Source organism: Streptacidiphilus sp. ASG 303, assembly GCF_020991365.1.
GTDB lineage: Bacteria > Actinomycetota > Actinomycetes > Streptomycetales > Streptomycetaceae > Peterkaempfera.
Genome location: NZ_JAJLRA010000002.1, coordinates 184,425 through 202,243, shown reverse-complemented (window position 1 = coordinate 202,243; position 17,819 = coordinate 184,425). Strand labels below are relative to the sequence as shown.

Annotated in this window: 17 protein-coding genes; 4 read left to right on the top strand and 13 right to left on the bottom strand. The window is 76.4% G+C overall.

The annotated features are described in order from the left end of the window. Positions 1-192: 192 nt before the first annotated feature. From LO771_RS03620 to LO771_RS31585, 7 genes are all read right to left on the bottom strand, one after another. Positions 193-1,572 carry a sulfate adenylyltransferase subunit 1 gene (locus tag LO771_RS03620; RefSeq protein WP_230648111.1) on the bottom strand — a complete coding sequence of 460 codons (1,380 nt, stop codon included), beginning with the start codon at positions 1,570-1,572 and terminating at the stop codon, positions 193-195. A gap of 2 nt (positions 1,573-1,574) precedes the next feature. Beyond that, positions 1,575-2,516 (bottom strand): sulfate adenylyltransferase subunit CysD, encoded by a 942-nt coding sequence (cysD, locus tag LO771_RS03615; RefSeq protein ID WP_230648110.1) that lies wholly within the window; start codon positions 2,514-2,516, stop codon positions 1,575-1,577. Continuing rightward, on the bottom strand, positions 2,513-3,103 hold the full coding sequence (gene cysC / locus LO771_RS03610; RefSeq protein WP_308188822.1) for an adenylyl-sulfate kinase: 591 nt from the start codon (positions 3,101-3,103) through the stop codon (positions 2,513-2,515). The genes cysD and cysC overlap by 4 nt, the downstream gene beginning before the upstream one ends. A gap of 46 nt (positions 3,104-3,149) precedes the next feature. Continuing rightward, on the bottom strand, positions 3,150-3,881 hold the full coding sequence (locus LO771_RS03605; RefSeq protein ID WP_230648109.1) for a phosphoadenylyl-sulfate reductase: 732 nt from the start codon (positions 3,879-3,881) through the stop codon (positions 3,150-3,152). Next, positions 3,878-4,093, bottom strand: a complete 216-nt coding sequence (locus LO771_RS03600; RefSeq protein WP_230648108.1) for a hypothetical protein — start codon at positions 4,091-4,093, stop codon at positions 3,878-3,880. Before LO771_RS03600 ends, LO771_RS03605 begins: the two co-directional genes overlap by 4 nt. After that, positions 4,090-5,817: a nitrite/sulfite reductase gene (locus LO771_RS03595; protein WP_230648107.1), complete on the bottom strand. Its 1,728-nt coding sequence runs from the start codon at positions 5,815-5,817 to the stop codon at positions 4,090-4,092. The genes LO771_RS03600 and LO771_RS03595 overlap by 4 nt, the downstream gene beginning before the upstream one ends. A gap of 179 nt (positions 5,818-5,996) precedes the next feature. Further along, positions 5,997-6,080, bottom strand: coding sequence for a putative leader peptide (locus tag LO771_RS31585; protein WP_374228068.1), 84 nt, complete (start codon positions 6,078-6,080; stop codon positions 5,997-5,999). A gap of 153 nt (positions 6,081-6,233) precedes the next feature. On the opposite strand from LO771_RS31585, the gene LO771_RS03590 reads away from it, so the two are divergent. Together LO771_RS03590 and rsgA are read left to right on the top strand one after the other, a co-directional pair. After that, a complete protein-coding gene (locus tag LO771_RS03590; protein ID WP_230648106.1) occupies positions 6,234-7,628 on the top strand; it encodes a YihY/virulence factor BrkB family protein in 1,395 nt (464 codons plus the stop codon). Positions 7,629-8,109: 481 nt separating this feature from the next. Next, positions 8,110-9,243: a ribosome small subunit-dependent GTPase A gene (gene rsgA, locus LO771_RS03585; protein ID WP_230648334.1), complete on the top strand. Its 1,134-nt coding sequence runs from the start codon at positions 8,110-8,112 to the stop codon at positions 9,241-9,243. Positions 9,244-9,345: 102 nt separating this feature from the next. Here the strand turns inward: rsgA and LO771_RS30545 are convergent, their stop codons facing one another. Then, positions 9,346-9,474 carry a hypothetical protein gene (locus tag LO771_RS30545; protein ID WP_255743719.1) on the bottom strand — a complete coding sequence of 43 codons (129 nt, stop codon included), beginning with the start codon at positions 9,472-9,474 and terminating at the stop codon, positions 9,346-9,348. 481 nt (positions 9,475-9,955) lie between these two features. On the opposite strand from LO771_RS30545, the gene LO771_RS03580 reads away from it, so the two are divergent. Both LO771_RS03580 and LO771_RS03575 read left to right on the top strand, forming a co-directional pair. Beyond that, positions 9,956-10,684, top strand: coding sequence for a DUF4230 domain-containing protein (locus LO771_RS03580; protein WP_230648105.1), 729 nt, complete (start codon positions 9,956-9,958; stop codon positions 10,682-10,684). A 341-nt stretch (positions 10,685-11,025) separates the two neighbouring features. After that, positions 11,026-12,525 (top strand): AlkA N-terminal domain-containing protein, encoded by a 1,500-nt coding sequence (locus LO771_RS03575; RefSeq protein WP_230648104.1) that lies wholly within the window; start codon positions 11,026-11,028, stop codon positions 12,523-12,525. A gap of 243 nt (positions 12,526-12,768) precedes the next feature. Here LO771_RS03575 and LO771_RS03570 read toward each other — a convergent pair whose 3' ends face one another. The 5 genes from LO771_RS03570 to LO771_RS03550 form a co-directional block, all read right to left on the bottom strand. Then, a complete protein-coding gene (locus tag LO771_RS03570) occupies positions 12,769-13,359 on the bottom strand; it encodes a MarR family winged helix-turn-helix transcriptional regulator (RefSeq protein ID WP_230648103.1) in 591 nt (196 codons plus the stop codon). Between the two features lie 204 nt (positions 13,360-13,563). After that, on the bottom strand, positions 13,564-14,262 hold the full coding sequence (locus LO771_RS03565) for a DUF305 domain-containing protein (RefSeq protein WP_374228054.1): 699 nt from the start codon (positions 14,260-14,262) through the stop codon (positions 13,564-13,566). Between the two features lie 23 nt (positions 14,263-14,285). Continuing rightward, positions 14,286-14,978, bottom strand: a complete 693-nt coding sequence (locus LO771_RS03560) for a DUF3105 domain-containing protein (RefSeq protein ID WP_230648102.1) — start codon at positions 14,976-14,978, stop codon at positions 14,286-14,288. Positions 14,979-15,089: 111 nt separating this feature from the next. Next, positions 15,090-15,656, bottom strand: a complete 567-nt coding sequence (locus tag LO771_RS03555) for a hypothetical protein (RefSeq protein ID WP_230648101.1) — start codon at positions 15,654-15,656, stop codon at positions 15,090-15,092. Positions 15,657-15,665: 9 nt separating this feature from the next. Then, entirely contained in the window at positions 15,666-16,742 is a 1,077-nt protein-coding gene (locus LO771_RS03550; RefSeq protein WP_230648100.1) for a helix-turn-helix domain-containing protein, read from the bottom strand. Positions 16,743-17,819: the final 1,077 nt, after the last annotated feature.

The window sequence follows — 17,819 nt, the reverse complement described above, 5'->3', positions numbered from 1 at the left end:
GGGGCCGGTGCGGACCGGGGCGCCGCCGCTGCGGGCGGGCGGCGTCCCGGGTGACGGGGATCCGGTGCCGAACCTCGGTTCAGCGCCCCCGTCCGCACGCACATCGCGTCATGCCGCCCCGGCCGCTGCCGAGGGCGCCGCTGCCGATGCGGCCGCCTTCCTTGTCCATGCCGGAGAACGCCTCGCCGGACATCAGACCCAGTCCTCCCCCTCGTCGCCGTCCTGCGCGTCGCGCAGGGCGGACCCGAACGCCCCGCCCGCCATCCCGGCGGTGAGGGTGGTGCCGTCGGCCGGGTCGATCAGCAGGAACGACCCGGTGTGACGGTTGTCCGCGTACGCGTCCAGCGCCAGCGGCTCGGCGGTGCGCAGCACCACCGTGCCGATGTCGTTGACCGACAGGCCCTCCGCGGCGGAGCGCCGCTCCAGGCCGTCGATGTCGACGCGGTACGGGATGTCCTTGACCAGCGCCCGCACGGTGCGCGTGGTGTGCTTGAGCAGGACCCGGTCGCCGACCCGCAGCGGACGCTCGTGCAGGTGGCAGACGGTCGCCTCGACGTCCCTGACCGGCTCCGGCACGGCTCCGGCGGCGATCAGGTCGCCGCGGGAGACGTCGACGTCGTCGGTGAGCCGCACGGTGACGGACTGCGGCGCCCAGGCGACGTCGGTCTCCTCCCCGAGGGCGTCGATGCCGGCGACGGTGGTGGTGATCCCGGACGGCAGCACGGTGACCGGGTCGCCGGTGCGCAGCACCCCGGAGGCGAGCCGCCCGGCGTAGCCGCGGTAGTCCCGGTGCTCCTCCGACTGCGGGCGGATCACGTACTGCACGGGGAACCGGACCGGCTCCGCCGCGGGGTCGGTGCCGACCGGCACCGTCTCCAGGTGCTCCAGCAGGGTCGGGCCGCCGTACCAGTCCATGCGGGCGGAGGGCTCCACCACGTTGTCGCCGGCCAGCGCCGAGATCGGGATCGCGGTGACCTCGGGCACGCCGAGGGAGGCCGCGTACGCGGTGAACTCCCCGGCGATGGCGGCGAAGACGGGCTCCGCGTACTCCACCAGGTCCATCTTGTTGACCGCGAGCACCACGTGCGGCACCCGCAGCAGCGCGGCGACGGCCGCGTGCCGGCGGGTCTGCTCGACGACGCCGTTGCGGGCGTCGACGAGCACCACGGCGAGTTCGGCGGTCGAGGCGCCGGTGACCATGTTGCGGGTGTACTGCACGTGGCCGGGGGTGTCGGCGAGGATGAACCGGCGCCGGGGGGTGGCGAAGTACCGGTAGGCCACGTCGATGGTGATGCCCTGCTCCCGCTCGGCGCGCAGGCCGTCGGTGAGCAGCGCGAGGTCCGGGGCGTCCTGGCCGCGGCGGCGGGAGGCGTGCTCGACGGCCTCCAGCTGGTCGGCCAGCACCGACTTGGAGTCGTGCAGCAGCCGTCCGACGAGGGTGGACTTGCCGTCGTCCACGCTTCCGGCGGTGGCGAAGCGCAGCAGCGCGGTGGCCGCGGCCTCCCCGAAGGGGTTCCCGGCGGGCGCGGGGCTCTTCCCCGCGGGGCTGTCGCTGTGCAGGTCGGTCGGCATGTCTAGAAGTACCCCTCGCGCTTGCGGTCCTCCATGGCGGCCTCGGAGAGCCTGTCGTCGGCGCGCGTCGCGCCCCGCTCCGTGAGGCGGGAGGCGGCGATCTCGGTGATGACGTCCGCGACCGTGACGGCGTCGGAGTCGACGGCGCCGGTGCAGGACATGTCGCCGACGGTGCGGTAGCGCACCAGGCGCCGCTCCACGGGCTCGTCCTCCCGGGGGCCGCCCCACCCGCCCGCGGTCAGCCACATGCCGTTCCGCCGGAACACCTCGCGCTCGTGGGCGAAGTAGATCTCCGGCAGCGCGATGCGCTCCCGCTCGATGTACTGCCACACGTCCAGCTCGGTCCAGTTGGAGAGCGGGAAGACCCGGACGTGCTCGCCGGGGGCGTGCCGGCCGTTGTACAGCTCCCACAGCTCGGGGCGCTGGCGGCGCGGGTCCCACTGGGAGAACTCGTCGCGGAGGGAGAACACCCGCTCCTTGGCGCGGGCCTTCTCCTCGTCGCGGCGGCCGCCGCCGAAGACCGCGTCGAACCGCTCCCGCTGGATCGCCTCGGTCAGCGGCACGGTCTGCAGCGGGTTGCGGGTGCCGTCGGGGCGCTCCCGCAGCCGCCCGGAGTCGATGTACTCCTGCACGGAGGCCACGTGCAGCCGCAGGGAGTGCTCGGCGGCCACCCGGTCGCGGTACTCCAGCACCTCGGGGAAGTTGTGCCCGGTGTCCACGTGCAGCAGCCCGAAGGGCACCGGTGCGGGCGCGAACGCCTTCAGCGCCAGGTGCAGCATCAGGATGGAGTCCTTGCCGCCGGAGAAGAGCAGCACCGGGCGCTCGAACTCGCCCGCCACCTCCCGGAAGACGTGGACCGACTCCGCCTCCAGGGCGTCCAGGTGGGAGAGCGCGTGAGGGGCGCGGGTGCCTCGGGTGTGCCGCGGGTGTGTCGCCGTCGTCATGCCAGTCCCCTCGTCGTCAGCAGGGCGTGCAGGTCGGCGGCCGACTCGGCCACCGACCGGTGGTGCGTCTCCAGCCGCAGGTCGGGCGCCTCGGGCGCCTCGTACGGGTCGTCCACGCCGGTGAGGCCGGAGAGCTCCCCGGCGGCCTGCCTCGCGTACAGGCCCTTGACGTCGCGGACCGAGCAGACCTCGACCGGCGTCGCCACGTGCACCTCGACGAACTCCGTCCCGGCCTCCTCGTGGCGCTCGCGCACCGCCGCCCGCGAGGCCGCGTACGGGGCGATCACCGGGACCAGCACCGTCACCCCGTGCGAGGCGAGCAGCTCGGCGACGAAGCCGATCCGGGTGACGTTGGTATGCCGGTCCTCGCGGGAGAAGCCGAGGCCGGCGGAGAGGAAGGTGCGGATCTCGTCGCCGTCCAGCACCTCCACGCGGCGGCCCTCGGCGCGCAGCCGCTCGGCCAGCGCGTACGCGATGGTGGTCTTGCCCGCGCTGGGCAGCCCGGTCAGCCACACCGTGGCGCCGCGCTGCTGCGCGGCGGCCGCGGTGTGCTGCGGGGCTGCCGTCCCGTCGGCTGTGGTGGTCACGTGGTCCGCTCCAGGTCCGTGGTGCAGGGGGGTGCAGGGAGGAGGGTCAGGTGTGCAGGCCGCACTCGGTCTTGCCGGTGCCCGCCCAGCGGCCGGCGCGGGCGTCCTCGCCGTCGGCGGTCCGGCGTGTGCAGGGGGCGCAGCCGACGGAGGAGTAGCCGTCCCACAGCAGCGGGTTCAGCAGCACGCCGTGCTCGGCGACGTAGGCGTCCACGTCGTCCTGGGTCCAGCGGGCGATCGGGGCGACCTTGACCTTGCGCCGCTTCGGGTCCCAGCCCACGACCGGGGTGCCCGCCCGGGTGGGGGACTCGTCGCGGCGCAGCCCGGTCGCCCACGCGTCGTACGCGGCGAGGCCGCGCTCCAGCGGTTCGACCTTGCGCAGCGCGCAGCACAGGTCGGGGTCGCGGTCGTGCAGCCGCGGGCCGTGCTCGGCGTCCTGCTCGGCCACGGTCCGCCGGGGGGTCAGCGTGACCACGTTGACCGGCATCACCGCCGCCACCGCGTCCCGGGTGCCGATGGTCTCGGGGAAGTGGTAGCCGGTGTCCAGGAAGACCACGTCGATGCCCGGCAGGGCCGTGGACGCCAGGTGCGCGACGACCGCGTCCTCCATGGAGGAGGTGACGCACAGCCGCCGGCCGAAGGTGCCGGCGGCCCAGCGCAGCACCTCCTGCGGGGAGGCCTCCTCCAGGTCGCGGCCGGCCCGCAGGGCCAGCGCCTCCAGCTCCTCGGCGCTGCGGCGGCCGGTGCCGGTGCCGGTTCCGGTTCCGGTGTTGCTCATGCCGTGCTCCTCCCGGGTTCGGTCGTGTCCGGGCCGGCCGTGCCGGGGCCCGTCGCGGTGCGGTCGGACCGCGCCACCAGGCCCAGGAACTGCAGCCGGAAGGCGCGGGCGCAGGCGGCGCACTCCCAGGCGCCGTGCCCGCCGGCCTCCGACGGGCGCAGGTCCTCGTCGCCGCAGTACGGGCAGTGGAAGGGGGCGGCGCGCTCGCTCACGACAGCGCCTCCTCGGAGGCCCGCGCCGCCCACTGGGCGAACCGCTCGCCCGCGGTCCGCTCCTCCCGGAAGCGGCGCAGCACGCGCTCGACGTAGTCCGGCAGCTCGGCCGAGGTGACCTTGAGGCCGCGGACCTTGCGGCCGAAGGACGGGTCCAGGCCGAGGGCGCCGCCCAGGTGCACCTGGAAGCCCTCCACCTGGTTGCCGTCGGCGTCGGTGACCAGCTGGCCCTTGAGGCCGATGTCGGCGGTCTGGATCCGGGCGCAGGCGTTGGGGCAGCCGTTGACGTTGATGCTCAGCGGCTCGTCGAAGTCCGGCAGCCGCCGCTCCAGCTCGTCGATCAGGGAGCGGCCGCGCTCCTTGGTCTCGACGATGGCGAGCTTGCAGAACTCGATGCCGGTGCAGGCCATGGTGCCGCGCCGGAACGGGGACGGCGTGACCCGCAGGCCCAGGGCCTCCAGGCCGGTGACCAGCGCGTCCACCTGGTCCTCGGGGACGTCCAGGACCAGCATCTTCTGCTCGACGGTGGTCCGCAGCCGGCCGGAGCCGTGCGCCTCGGCGAGGTCGGCGACCTTGGTGAGCAGGGCGCCGTCCACGCGGCCGACGCGGGGGGCGAAGCCGACGTAGAAGCGGCCGTCGCGCTGCCGGTGGACGCCGACGTGGTCGCGCCACCGCCCCGGGGGCTGCTCGGGGGCGGGGCCGTCGAGCAGGGGGCGCTTCAGGTACTCGTCCTCCAGGACCTGGCGGAACCTTTCGGCACCCCAGTCGGCGACGAGGAACTTCAGCCGGGCCCGGTTGCGCAGCCGCCGGTAGCCGTAGTCGCGGAAGACCGAGATGACGCCCGCCCAGACGTCCGGGACCTCGTCCAGCGGAACCCAGGCGCCGAGCCGCACGCCGAATTTCGGGTTGGTGGAGAGGCCGCCGCCGACCCACAGGTCGAAGCCGGGGCCGTGCTCGGGGTGGACGACGCCGACGAAGGCCACGTCGTTGATCTCGTGGACGACGTCCAGCAGCGGCGAGCCGGAGACCGCGCTCTTGAACTTGCGGGGGAGGTTGGAGAACTCCCTGCTGCCGATGTAGCGGCGGTGGATCTCCTCGATCGCGGGGGTGCCGTCGATGATCTCGTCCGCGGCCACGCCGGCGACCGGCGAGCCGATGACGACGCGCGGCACGTCGCCGCAGGCCTCGGTGGTGGACAGGCCCACCGCCTCCAGCCGCTCCCAGATCGCCGGGACGTCCTCGATCCGGACCCAGTGCAGCTGGATGTTCTGCCGGTCGGTGATGTCGGCGGTGCCGCGGGCGTAGGCCTGCGAGACCTCGCCGACGGTGCGCAGCTGCTCGGTGGTGAGCCGGCCGCCGTCGATGCGCACCCGCATCATGAAGTACTCGTCGTCCAGCTCCTCCGGCTCCAGGATCGCGGTCTTCCCGCCGTCGATCCCGGGCCGCCGCTGGGTGTACAGGCCCCACCAGCGCATCCGCCCGCGCAGGTCGGCCGGGTCGATGGAGTCGAAGCCGCGGTGGGCGTAGACCGTCTCAATGCGTGTCCGCACGTTGAGACCGTCGTCGTCCTTCTTGGACTGCTCGTTGGCGTTGAGCGGCGTGAAGTGCCCCATCGCCCACTGCCCCTCGCCGCGGTGGCGGGTCGCCTTACGGGCGGCGGGACGGCGCGCGGGGGCGGCGTCCGGCTCGGGCGCCGACCGGTCGGGGGCGGGGGTGCTGGCCATGGGGTGCGTCCTTCGGCAGGGGGTGGCGTGCGTCGGCACACGGGCGGCTTCCGGGCGCAGCACTGCGTTGACCTGCTGATGTGCGAGGACGGGAGGCAGTGACCTGGCCGGGGGCGCCCGCGCGTCCGCGTCGGCGGGAACGGGCGGGGAGTGGCGCCGGATCGAGGGGCGGCAGGGGGTCAGGTCACCGGACAGATGGCGCTGGACACGCGAAGCAGGTCGACGTGGAGTCGACCGACCAGGGTTGCTCCGGCACCGGACATGGCAAGAGATTCCCACGAGGATCTCCCGGCGGTCCATCCCAGTCCGCGATGTGGACAGAAAGTCCTCACCAGGTGAGACGGGGGAGGTGGCACCCGTCGCGGCCGCCCGGCCGGGACATGAGGGTGCGGCCCGCCGCCGGATACGGTGGTGACGTGCAACCAGCAGGCGAAACCCCGCGGAAGACCCCCAGGCACCGGGCGAAGGGCACCCGGCGCGCGGCGCGGCGTCCCGTGGGCGGCTCGTGGCGGGCCACGGCCTGGGCGCTGGTGAAGGAGACCACCAGCACCTGCGTCGAGTACCGGGTCACCGGCCTCGCCGCGGAGGCCGCCTTCTTCACGCTGCTCTCCATCCCGCCGCTGCTCCTGTGCCTGGCGGGCACCCTCGGCTACCTCGACGACATCGTGGGCGCCGGCACCATCGACAACCTGCAGCAGGACATCATCGACGCCTCGGGCACCGTGCTGTCCGGCGAGTCCGTCGACCAGATCGTCCGGCCGCTGCTGAAGAGCGTCTTCGACGGCGGCCGCCCGGACCTGATCTCGATCGGCTTCCTGCTCTCCCTGTGGTCGGGCTCCCGCGCGCTGTACATCTTCATCGACACCATCACCGTGATGTACGGCCTGGACGGCAAGCGCGGCATCGTCGCCACCCGCGCGCTCTCCCTCGGCCTCTACCTCGCCGCGCTCGTCATCGGCTCCCTGGTGCTGCCGCTGCTGGTGGCCGGCCCCGGCATGGTGGTCGCGGCCCTGCCCGGCGTCGCCGGGCTGGTCACCGCGCTGTACTGGCCGGTCGCGATCCTGCTGCTGATCGTCTCCCTCACCACCCTCTACCATGTCTCCGTCCCCGTCCGGACGCCGTGGCGCGAGGACATCCCCGGCGCCCTGGTCGCCCTGGTCGTCCTCGTGGTCTGCAGCGTGGTCCTCCGGGTCTACCTGGTCAGCTCGGTCGAGGGACCCACCGTCTACGGGTCGCTGGCCGCCCCCGTCGCGGTCCTGCTGTGGATCTTCGTGGTCGCGCTGGCCGTGCTGATCGGCGCGGCGATGAACACCGCCGTCGACCGCCGCTGGCCCAGCCCGCAGACCGCGGAGGCCCGCGCCGCCACGGCGCGCCACGACGCCGCCCGGGCCGAGTCCGAACGTGCGGCCGCCGACCGGGCCGCCGACCGGGCCGCCACCGGGCGCACCCCCGCCCAGCGCCCGCCCACGTCCCCCGGGCCCCGGTCCGGCGGTGCGGCGGGCGGCCGCCCGTACGGCCCCCCGGGCGGCGGCGGACAGGGCCGGGACGGGGAGGGCTGGGACGGCCCGGACCGGGACGGGGAGGACTGGGACGGGGAGGACTGGGACGGGTCGGACGACGGCGGACCCGACGACGACCCGGGCGGCCACGCGCCGTCCGAGTACCCGGAGCGCTGGGCCGACCTGCTGCCCCCGGGCGACGTGCGCGGCCGCCTCGGCGGCCGCGGCACCCGCCGCCGCTCCGCCCCCCCGCCCCCGGACAGCGACCCCCCGCCTGGCCGCCCCCCGGTCCACCGCACCCCGCGCGGCTGAGCGGGCGCCGCAGCGCGCGGCCGCGGGCCGGCGCGGGCCGGTTCGGGCCGCCTCGGGCCGCCTCGGGCCGGACGGGGCCTGCCGTCCCGCTCGACCGGTGCCGTGCCGGGCGGCCGGAAAACCGGGTGCGGACCGGACCCGGGCGCCCCTAGACTCGTGCCGTCGCGCCGCCGGTCCGCTCCGGCCGCGCGGACCGCTGTGCACGCGCGCCCCGTCCAGGGGCCGGAGACGAGGAGAGGAGGTGGGCCCGATGGCCGTCACCGCCGTCACGGCTGCCCCCGGCAGCCCCCGTTCCCGCCTCCTTCCGGCCGCCGCCTGACCGTACGGACCGCCGTACCGCGCCCGGCCGGGAACCGTTCTCCCCGAAGGGCTTCCTGCGTTGTCCGACGCGACCCGCACACAGCAGACCTCCGCACCGCACACCCCCGCGCGGCCGGCCGTCCCGCCAGTCCCCGCGACCCCGGCCCCCGGGCCGGACCCCCTGGCCGCCTACGGCTGGACCCCCGGGCTCGACGAGCTCTTCGCCCCCCACCGCGCCGCCGGCCTCGTCCCCGGCCGCATCACCCGGGTCGACCGGGGCCGCTGCGACGTGGTCGTCGCCGATCCCGCCCGTCCCTCCGGTGCGGGCACCGCCGGACCCCACCCGGACGGCGGCGGCCCCTCCGGCGCCGCCTCCCCGCTCCCCGGCCTGCGCACCCTGCGCGCCGACACCGGGCCGGTCGGCCACCCGGACCCCGTCCGGTGCCCCTGCACCGGCGACTGGGCCGCCGTGGACCCGGAGGCGGTCCCGCTCCCGGCCGTCCGGGCGCTGCTGCCCCGCAGCACCGCCGTCGTCCGCAGCAGCGCCTCCCGCCGCTCCGAGGGGCAGGTCCTCGCCGCCAACGTGGACACCGTGCTGATCGCCGTCTCCCTCGCCGCCGAGCCCGACCTCGGCCGCGTCGAGCGCTTCCTCGCCCTCGCCTGGGAGAGCGGCGCCCAGCCCCTGGTGGTGCTCACCAAGGCCGATGTGGCCGCCGACGCCGGACACATCCGCGACGACGTCGAGGCGGTGGCGCCGGGCGCGACCGTCCTGGCCGTCTCGGCCGCGACGGGGGAGGGCATGGACGTGCTCGCGGCCTGCCTGGACGGCACGACCGCGCTCGTCGGCCAGTCGGGCGCCGGGAAGTCCACCCTTGCCAACGCGCTCGCCGGGGCCGAGGTGATGGCCGTCCGGCACGTCCGCGACAGCGACGGCAAGGGCCGGCACACCACGACCACCCGCGAGCTGCTGCCGCTGCCGGGCGGCGGCGTCCTGATCGACACGCCGGGTCTGCGCGGCGTCGGCCTCCTCGGGGGCGCCGAGGGCCTCGGCCACGCGTTCTCCGACGTCGAGGAGCTGGCGGCGCAGTGCCGCTTCGACGACTGCGCCCACCGCACCGAGCCCGGCTGTGCGGTCGCGGCGGCCCTGGAGGAGGGCACCCTGCCGGTGCGGCGCTGGGAGAGCTACCGCAAGCTCCAGCGGGAGAACGCCTGGATCGAGGCGCGCGGCGATGCGCGCCTCGCCGCCGAGCGCCGCCGCCAGTGGAAGATCGTCCAGAAGTCGGTGCGCGACGCCGGGGTGACGCGCCGCCGCTGACGGGACGCCGCCCGCCGCGGCCGCGGACGGGCCGTGCGGTTCCCCCGGGCCGGACCCGGGGGAACCGCACGGCCTCGTCGGGGAGCCCGGCGCGGGCAGGGCCTACCCTGCCCGCGGCGGGCGGCGGCGCAGGCGGCCGGGCAGCTTCTCGCCCTCGTTCCAGAGCGTGAGGAACACGCTTGCGATGCCCAGGGCCACGATGACGATGCCCAGGATGACGACGCCGACCATGGCGGGGACCTCCGGTCGTCGGACGGTGCGGTACCTCCGATCTGCCCGTACGGCCGGATCCTCACACCCCGTGGTGCCGCCGTTCGCGTGAAGCTGATTCTGTTTCAGTTCACCGTCCCGTCAGGGAGAAGGCGGTGCGCGTCCCCCTCGCGTCCCCCTCGCGTCCCCCTCGCGTCGCTCCGCGTCGCGCCCCCGCCGGGGGCGGGCCGCCGGGATGCGGACGGGCCGTCAGCACTGTCGGACCCTGCCGGTAGGGTGCGGCGCGGCAGGCGAGGGCGCAGGGCGGACCGGCCGTCCGCAGCGCCCACGCCCGCCGCGGCGCCGTACCGGGACCGTCACGATCCCGCGGCCCCGCCATGCACCGGCGCAGGACGGGGCATAAGCGCACGGGGGGAAGGGCCCCCCGGTGCGGGCGACGGGAGGTGTCTTCGACATGCCGCCCCACGGAGAGGCACACGAAGCGAAGAGGAGTGGCGGCCGGATGGACGACGAGCCGAGCCGCACCGCGGTCGAGGAGCACGACCGCGGCGGCCGCACGGCGCCGGACGGCCCCGGCGGCGGCTACCGCCGCGAGCGGCGGCGGGTGCCCTGGTACGTCGGCCTGCCGGTCACCCTGGCGGTCATCGCGGCGCTCTTCCTGGCCGCCTTCAAGCTCGACTGGCTGCCCGGCCTGCCCGACCTCTTCGGCACCGAGACCAAGGACCGCAGCGGCCCGGCGGTGCTCAAGTCCATCCAGGACATGAGCCGCTACCAGGCCGCGACCGGCAACTACCAGGTGATCGTCGACCTGGAGAAGGACGCCAAGTTCCTGCCCAGCGCGATCCGCGGCAGCCGCACCCTCTACGTGGGCGCCGGCAGCGTCGGCGCGTACGTGGACCTGGGCCGGGTCGGGAAGGACGGCGTCACCGTCTCGTCCGACCGCCGCAGCGCGGTCCTCCGGCTGCCCCACGCCCAGCTCGACCAGGCGGCGCTCGACCCCAAGCGGTCGTACGTCTTCACCAAGGAGCGCGGGCTGTTCGACCGGTTCGGCGACTTCTTCGGCGACAACCCGGGCAACGAGCACGAGCTGAACGTCCTGGCCGCCAGGAAGATCCAGGACGCCGCCCGGCAGAGCGACCTCGACGCGCGCGCCGAGCAGAACACCCGGTCCATGCTGCAGGGCCTGCTGAAGTCGCTGGGCTTCACCAGCGTGGACGTCCGCTTCGGCTGACGCCCGTCGCGGAGCGGCGCGTCGCGCGGCCCCGTCCGCCGCCGCCCCGCCCCCTTGCCTCCGGCTGCACCCGGCGGGAGGGGCGTGGCGGCGGCGGACTGTGGCCGCGCACGGCACCGCCCCCGGGGTCCGCGCCACGGCCCCGGCTTCGGTGCAGCGGTCCCCGGCCCCGGCCCCGGCCCCGGTGCAGCGGTCCCCGGCCCCGGCTTCGGTGCAGCGGTCCCCGGCCCCGGCCCCGGTGCAGCGGTCCCCGGCCCCGGCCCCGTCCTTCTCCTGCCCGCGTCCGCGTCCGTGTCCGATTCCCGCCGGTCGCGCCCCGGGCGACGGCGCACACTGGGAGCGTGACCGAGGACGACGACGCCCGATACCGGGCCCTGAGCAGCCGCGACGGCCGCTTCGACGGCGTGTTCTTCACCGCCGTCTCCACCACCCGCATCTACTGCCGGCCCAGTTGCCCGGCTGTGACGCCCAAGCGCGCCAACGTCCGCTTCTACCCCTCAGCCGCGGCCGCCCAGGCCGCCGGCTACCGCGCCTGCCGCCGCTGCCGCCCCGACGCGGTGCCGGGCTCCCCGGACTGGAACACCCGCGCCGACCTCGTCGGCCGGGCCATGCGGCTCATCCGCGACGGCGTGGTGGACCGCGAGGGCGTCACCGGCCTCGCCGCCCGCCTCGGCTACAGCACCCGCCAGCTCGGCCGCCAGCTCACCGCCGAACTCGGCGCGGGCCCCGTCGCGCTGGCCCGCGCCCAGCGTGCCCACACCGCCCGCATCCTGCTGCAGACCACGGACCTGCCGGTGACCGACGTCGCCTTCGCCGCCGGCTTCTCCAGCGTCCGGCAGTTCAACGACACCGTCCGGGCCGTCCACGACCGCAACCCCACCGCGCTCCGCGCCGAGGTCAGCCCCGCCCGCCGCGCCCGCGCCGCCGAGGGCGGCGGCATCGCCCTGCGCCTCGCCCACCGGGGCGCCCTCGACGCCGGGCACCTCTTGGACTTCCTGGCGGTCCGCGCCGTGCCCGGGGTGGAGGAGGTCGTCCCCGGTGCCGCCCGCGGCACCCGCACCTACCGCCGGACCCTCGCCCTGCCGCACGGCCACGCCGTCGCCGAGGTCGACGGCCCCGCGCGCGGCGCGCCCGCGGGGCGCGGCTGGCTGGACTGCCGCCTCCACCTCTCCGACCTGCGCGACCTCACCACGGCCGTCCAGCGGCTGCGCGCCCTCTTCGACCTCGACGCCGACCCGGAGGCCGTCGACGGGCAGCTCGGCGCCGACCCGGTCCTCGGCCCCCTCGTGCGCGGCCGCCCCGGACTGCGCTCGCCCGGCCACGTCGACCCGCACGAGCTCGCGGTGCGGGCGGTCCTGGGCCAGCAGGTGTCGGTGGCCGCCGCCCGCACCCTCGCCGGGCGGCTCGCGGCCCGGTACGGCAAGCCGCTGCCCGCCCCCAGCGGGGGACTGTCCGTCCTCTTCCCCGCGGCGGAGACGCTGGCCGGCGCCGCACCCGAGGACCTCGCCATGCCCGCGGCCCGCCGCCGCGCCCTCCTGGGCCTGGCCGCCGCCCTGGCCGACGGCCGGGTCCGGGTCGACGCCGGGGTCGAGCGGGAGGAGGCCGCCCGCGCCCTCCTCGACCTGCCCGGCATCGGCCCCTGGACGGCCGGGTACATCCGCATGCGGGCCTTCGCCGATCCCGACGTGCTGCTCCCGGGCGACGCGGGCGTGCGGCACGGCCTGCTCCGCCTCGGCCTCCCGGGCGACCCCGCCTCGGCGGTGCGAGCGGCGGAGGCATGGACGCCCTGGCGCTCCTACGCCGTCCACCACCTCTGGAGGGCGGCCTCGGCGGCGGACTGACGGGTTCCGGTCCGGGCCCGCCCTGCACCGAACCGCACCGCACCGCACCGGCACGGTCCCGGCGGCCGGCGTGCGAGAGCCGCTCGCGTGAGCCCGTGGGTCCGTGGGTTCGTGCGGGACTGCGGCCCGCGGGACCGGTCAGGGACGACCCGTTGCCACCCGTACGGCGCCCTCGGCCGGCCCTGGTGCTGTCCGGTACCTCCCGGGGCGGTCAGCCGGTCAGCCGGTCCGCCGGTCCGCCGGTCAGGCGCCGGCGGCCGACCGGCGCCCGGCCGGCTCCTCGACCGGGTCGCCCAGCGCGTCGGCGAGGTGCTCCAGGCCCGGCAGCGCCTGCATCACCAGGCCGCGGTCGGCGGGGGAGAGCGACGCCAGCGCGGCGGCCATCCGCCGCTCGTGGGCGCGCTGCCAGTCCGCGAGCTGCCGGTGGCCGGCCTCGGTCAGGGCGATCCGCGCGGTACGGCGGTCGCCGGGGTCGGGCTGCCGGTCGACGAACCCGGCCTCCAGCAGCCTGCCGACCAGGCCGCTCACCGTGTTCGGCGCCAGCCGCTGCCGCGCGGCGAGCTCGCCCACCCGCAGCGGTGCCGCGGCCAGCGTCTGCAGCAGTTCCACCTGGGCCATCGGCAGCGACTCCCACGGGTAGTCGGTGCGGATGCTGCTGCGCAGCGCCCGGCGCAGCCGGGTGACCACGTCGGTCAGCCGCCGCGCCTGCCGTGCCGCCACCGCGGCCTCGGAGTCCGTGTCCGCCCCGCTGCCGGGACCGGGGCCGGGGCCGCTGCCGGTGTCGGGGCCGGAGGGCGCGGGGCGGTCCTGGTGCTGCTCCTCGGGCTGCGGCATGGCGCACAGCGTACCGCCGCCGACCTGCGCACGGCCGACCCGTCCGCCGCCGGCCTGCGCACGGCCGACCCCTTCGCCGCCGGCCCCCGGGGCGGCACCCGTGCCCGTCGTGCGGCCGCCCCCTCCGCGACGCGCCGGGGGGCGGGGGCGGACGGTCCTGCGGACCGCCGTGCCCCCGCCCCCCGGGCGGGCCCGCCGGGCGCGTCAGCCCAGCGGCTTCGCCCCGCGTGCGGCGAGCATGTCCGTCATCAGCTTGATCTCGGAGGTCTGCCCGGCCACCATCGTCTCGGCCAGCCGCTTCTCCACCGGGTTGCCGCTCATCCCGAGGTAGCCGCGGGCCATGTCGACGCCGCCCCTGTGGTGCTCGATCATCAGCTGCAGGAACAGCACCTCGGCGGCCTTGCCGTCCGCCTTGCGCAGCCGGTCCAGGTCGGCGTTGGTCGCCATCCCGGGCATCAGCGAGCCGTCGTGGGCCTGGTAGTCGTGGCCCATGTGCATCCACGCCATCGGCTTCGCCGCGGAGGTCTGCGACAGGCCCCACTGGTCGAGCCAGCCGGTCATCATGCCGCGCTGGTTGGCCTGGGTGTTGATGATGTCGAAGGCCAGCAGCCGCACCTCGGGGTCCTTGGTGCGGTCCCGGACGATGAACGACATGTTCACCGCCTGCTGGTGGTGGACCGACATGTCCCGGGCGAAGCCGGCGTCGGGGGAGCCGTCCGCCGGGACCGCGGCCGCGGCCCGGCTCCCCGCCGAGGCGGGGGACCCGCCGGACGTGCCGACCACCAGGGCCAGCGCGCCCACGCACAGCGCCGCGAACCCCGCCACCACCGCGGGCCACCACATGCCCCGCCGGGGTCGCCCGGCTGCCGCCGTGTCCCCGCCGTCCACCGTGCCACCGCCCATCAGGCCGTCCTCCTCCGCCCCGGTCACGGCATGACCCCGACGTCGCTGCAGGACGCGCCGGGCTCACGGGTCTGCGGTCCCTGGACGTACTTGAGGAAGAACTGGTTCACCCGCGGGTCCTTGGCGCTGTCCACGGTCAGCTGGGTGCCCCAGGCGGAGAGCGTGACGGTGCCCTTCTCGTCGGGGTACGGGCTCATGAAGGAGTACGGCGTGGTGGAGACCTTGGAGGACAGGGTCTTGATGTCGGCCGGCGTGGCCTTGCCGTTGTAGGTGACCCAGACGGCGCCGTGCTCCAGGGAGTGCACCGCGTTCTCGTTCGGCACCGGCTTGTCGTAGACCTTGCCCTCGCAGTCCAGCCACTGCGGGTTGTGGTCGCCGCCGACCGGCGGCGTCATGGGGTAGGCCACCTTCTTGGTGACGTGGTTGAAGGTGAGGTTCTTCCAGGTCCGCACGCCGGGGATGTCCGTCTTCGCGGCCGCCTGCCTGGCCGCGGCCTGGGCGGAGGCCGAGGCGGCGGCCTGCGCCTTCTTGGCGTCGTCCTTGCTGTTGGCGTCGGTGACGATCCAGATGCCGCCGCCCACCATGCCCGCCAGCACCACGCCGGCCGCCGTGAAGGCGATCACCTTGTTGCGGCGCTCGCGGCGCTTCTCCTCCTGCCGCAGCTGCTCGATGCGCGCTCTGCGCGCGGCCGCGGCCTGCTTGGAAGCGGAACCCATGGATGTGTCCTTCTCTGTGTGCACGGAGGGGTGTCGACAGGTGGCCCGGCGTCCCGTGGGGACGCCGCACCGGCCCGGACGCGGCAGGGCGCGCGGCCGGGAGGGTTCCGCTCAGTTCCGCTGGACCTGGAGCAGATGGAGGTCGGGGGCCCGGTCGCTGCCGGGAAGCGGCCCGCGCCGCTCCGAGGCCGGCGCCGCAGGCGGCGCGAGCGGCCTCGCGAGGACCGGCGCCGCCGGGCACGGCGGCGGACCGCCGGGCAGGACCGCGTCCTGCAGGCAGTGCTGGTGGCTGGAGCAGCCGCTGCCGGGGACGCCTCCGCTCCCGTACACGGGGCACAGGGCGGGGCCGTCCTGGTGCGGCCCCGCGGGGGCGTGCGTCGCCGTCGGCCCCTGGCGGGCGGCCGGTCCGGTGTGCGCGGCAGCGGGGCCGTGCTGCGGGACGGCGGCGGGGTGCGGGGCGCTGCCGTGGTGCGCGGCCACCGCCGGGGGCAGGCCGACGGGGGAGGCCGCCGCGTACGAGGAGACCGCGGGCGCGGCCAGGACGACCAGCACGGCCAGGAGCAGGGCGCGCAGGGCCCGCACCGTCCCCGACGCCGTCGCCGTCCACGGGGTCCGCACCGGCCGGGTCGGCCGGGGGGCCGACCGCGCCGGGCGGGGCACGGGGACGGAGACGGTCATGCGCACATATTAATCAGCCGAACGGGTGAGGGGTCGGGTGTGAGACGGATCCCGCACCCCCACCTCCGGGCCCCGCAGCGCCTCGTCCGACTGCGCGGGCTGCTGCCGATGGACCCATCCCCGCTCGTAGGCGTGCCACCCCAGCTGCATCCTGGTCGAGACGGCGGCCAGGTCCATCAGCCGCTTCACCCGACGCTGCACCGTGCGCAGCCCCAGGTCCAGCTGCTTGGCCACACTGCTGTCGGTCAGGCCGGCCAGCAGCAGCGACAGGATCCGCAGGTCGGTGTCGTCCGGCCCCTCCGGGTCGGACACCTCGGCCGTGCCGCCCTCCAGCCGCACCGGCCTCGCCTGCTCCCACACCGACTCGAAGAGCCCCACCAGGGCCTCCAGGAGGCCGCTCGCGTGCACCACCAGCGCGGACGGCACCGCCGACGCCGAACCGCCGGTCAGCGGGACCAGCGCCACCGAGCGGTCCGCCACCACCAGCTTCGAGGGGACCGAGTCGACCAGCCGGACCTGCTCGTCGCGGCCCAGGGCCGCCGACAGCTCCAGCAGGCCCCCGGGGCGGTCCAGCATGCCGCGCTCCACGACGACCCGGTACGACACGCCCCGCTCGACCGCGCGCTCCTCGGCGGTGTTCTCCCGGCCGGTGACCGCCATCGGCCTCGCCGTCACCATGGCCAGCACCTCCTCGCGGGCCCCGAGCTGCAGCTGCTCGAAGCGGTGCCGCACCCCCTCCCGGCCCGTCACGACCTCCATCAGGTCGTGCGCCGCCATGTCCGCCGCGCCCACCCGGTACTCCCGGGCGAGCGCCGAGACCGCCAGCTCCACCTGGTCCAGCTCGTGCCGGCGCTGCGAGAGCAGGGCGCCCAGGGCCACCGCCGGCGGGGCCGCCACGTACCGCTCCGGCCGCCCGGGCGACGGCGCCGCCAGACCGCGCCGCTCCAGTCTGCGCAGCGCCACGGCTATCTCGTCCTCGGCTGCGCCCAGGCGTCTGGCCAGCTCCGGCGCGGCTGCCGCGCCGACACCGACCAGTGCGCGGTAGGCGCTCTCCTCACGGTCGTCCAGTCCGACGAAGCCGAGCACTCGACCCCCTTGAATCGCGGTCCCCGGCACCCGCGTGCCGAAGACCGTGCGTGGTGCCGGGACGGTTCCGGCCGTGCGGCCGGGGCGTCCGGTGCCCATCATGTTCGATCACGTGCGATCGGTGCCAGTGGCGGCAGCCGGACTCACGGCCGCCCAATCCGGTACATCGCCCCGCGCGGGCGGTCCGGCTCGGCGACAATGACCGGCGGGCCGCCGCAGTCCGGCGACCGGTCGAGAGCTCCCGGCGGCGGCACGGCCCCGCGCCGGGACGGTCCGAGGACCGGTGGAGGGGAGCGACGATGAGCAGCCAGGGCACGACGCCCCGGGACGGTGCCGAGGACGCGTGGTGGCAGTCCGTCTACCAGGGGCCCCGGGACACCGCCCCCGACATGCCCGGCTCCCCGCCCGGCACGGGGACGGTGGACGACTGGTTCGACACGGCGTGGGGGGTCATCGCCGAGGAGCGGGACGGACCGGCGGGCGCGGCGGGGCCCGGCGACGGCGACCCGGCGGAGCGGGGGGACGAGGACCCCGGACGTGCGGAGCGCGGCGACGCGGGCGACGCGGGCGCCGCTCCGGCACCGGACCCGCTGGACGACTGGTTCGCGGCCGCCCAGGGCGTCATCGCGGAGGGGGCGCCCGCGGCCCGCACGTCCGTCCTGCCCGGTCAGCGTCCTCCCGCAGGGGCGCCGGACCCGCGGGGCGCAGCCCCGGACCCCGTGGGCCCCGAGTCGGTGAGTCCTGAGTCCGCCGGCCCCGAGCCCGTGGGCCCCGAGCCCGTGGGCCCCGAGTCGGTGAGTCCTGAGTCCGCCGGCCCCGAGCCCGTGAGGCCCGAGTCCGTGAGCCCTGGGCCCGGCGGCCCGGAGCCCGTCCGGACCGCGGAGCCCGTCCGGACCGCCGAGCCCGGGAGCGGTCCGCCGCCGCAGTCCGGGCACGGCGTCGGCGGTCCGGAGGCCGCGGTGCCGCCCACCGCCGGTGCACCCCTGCCGGAGGCACCTTCTCCGCCGGACCCGGAGGCGGCACCGCCCGGGGCCGTGGGCGCTGTCCGGCCCGACGACGGCACCCGCGCGGCGCCGC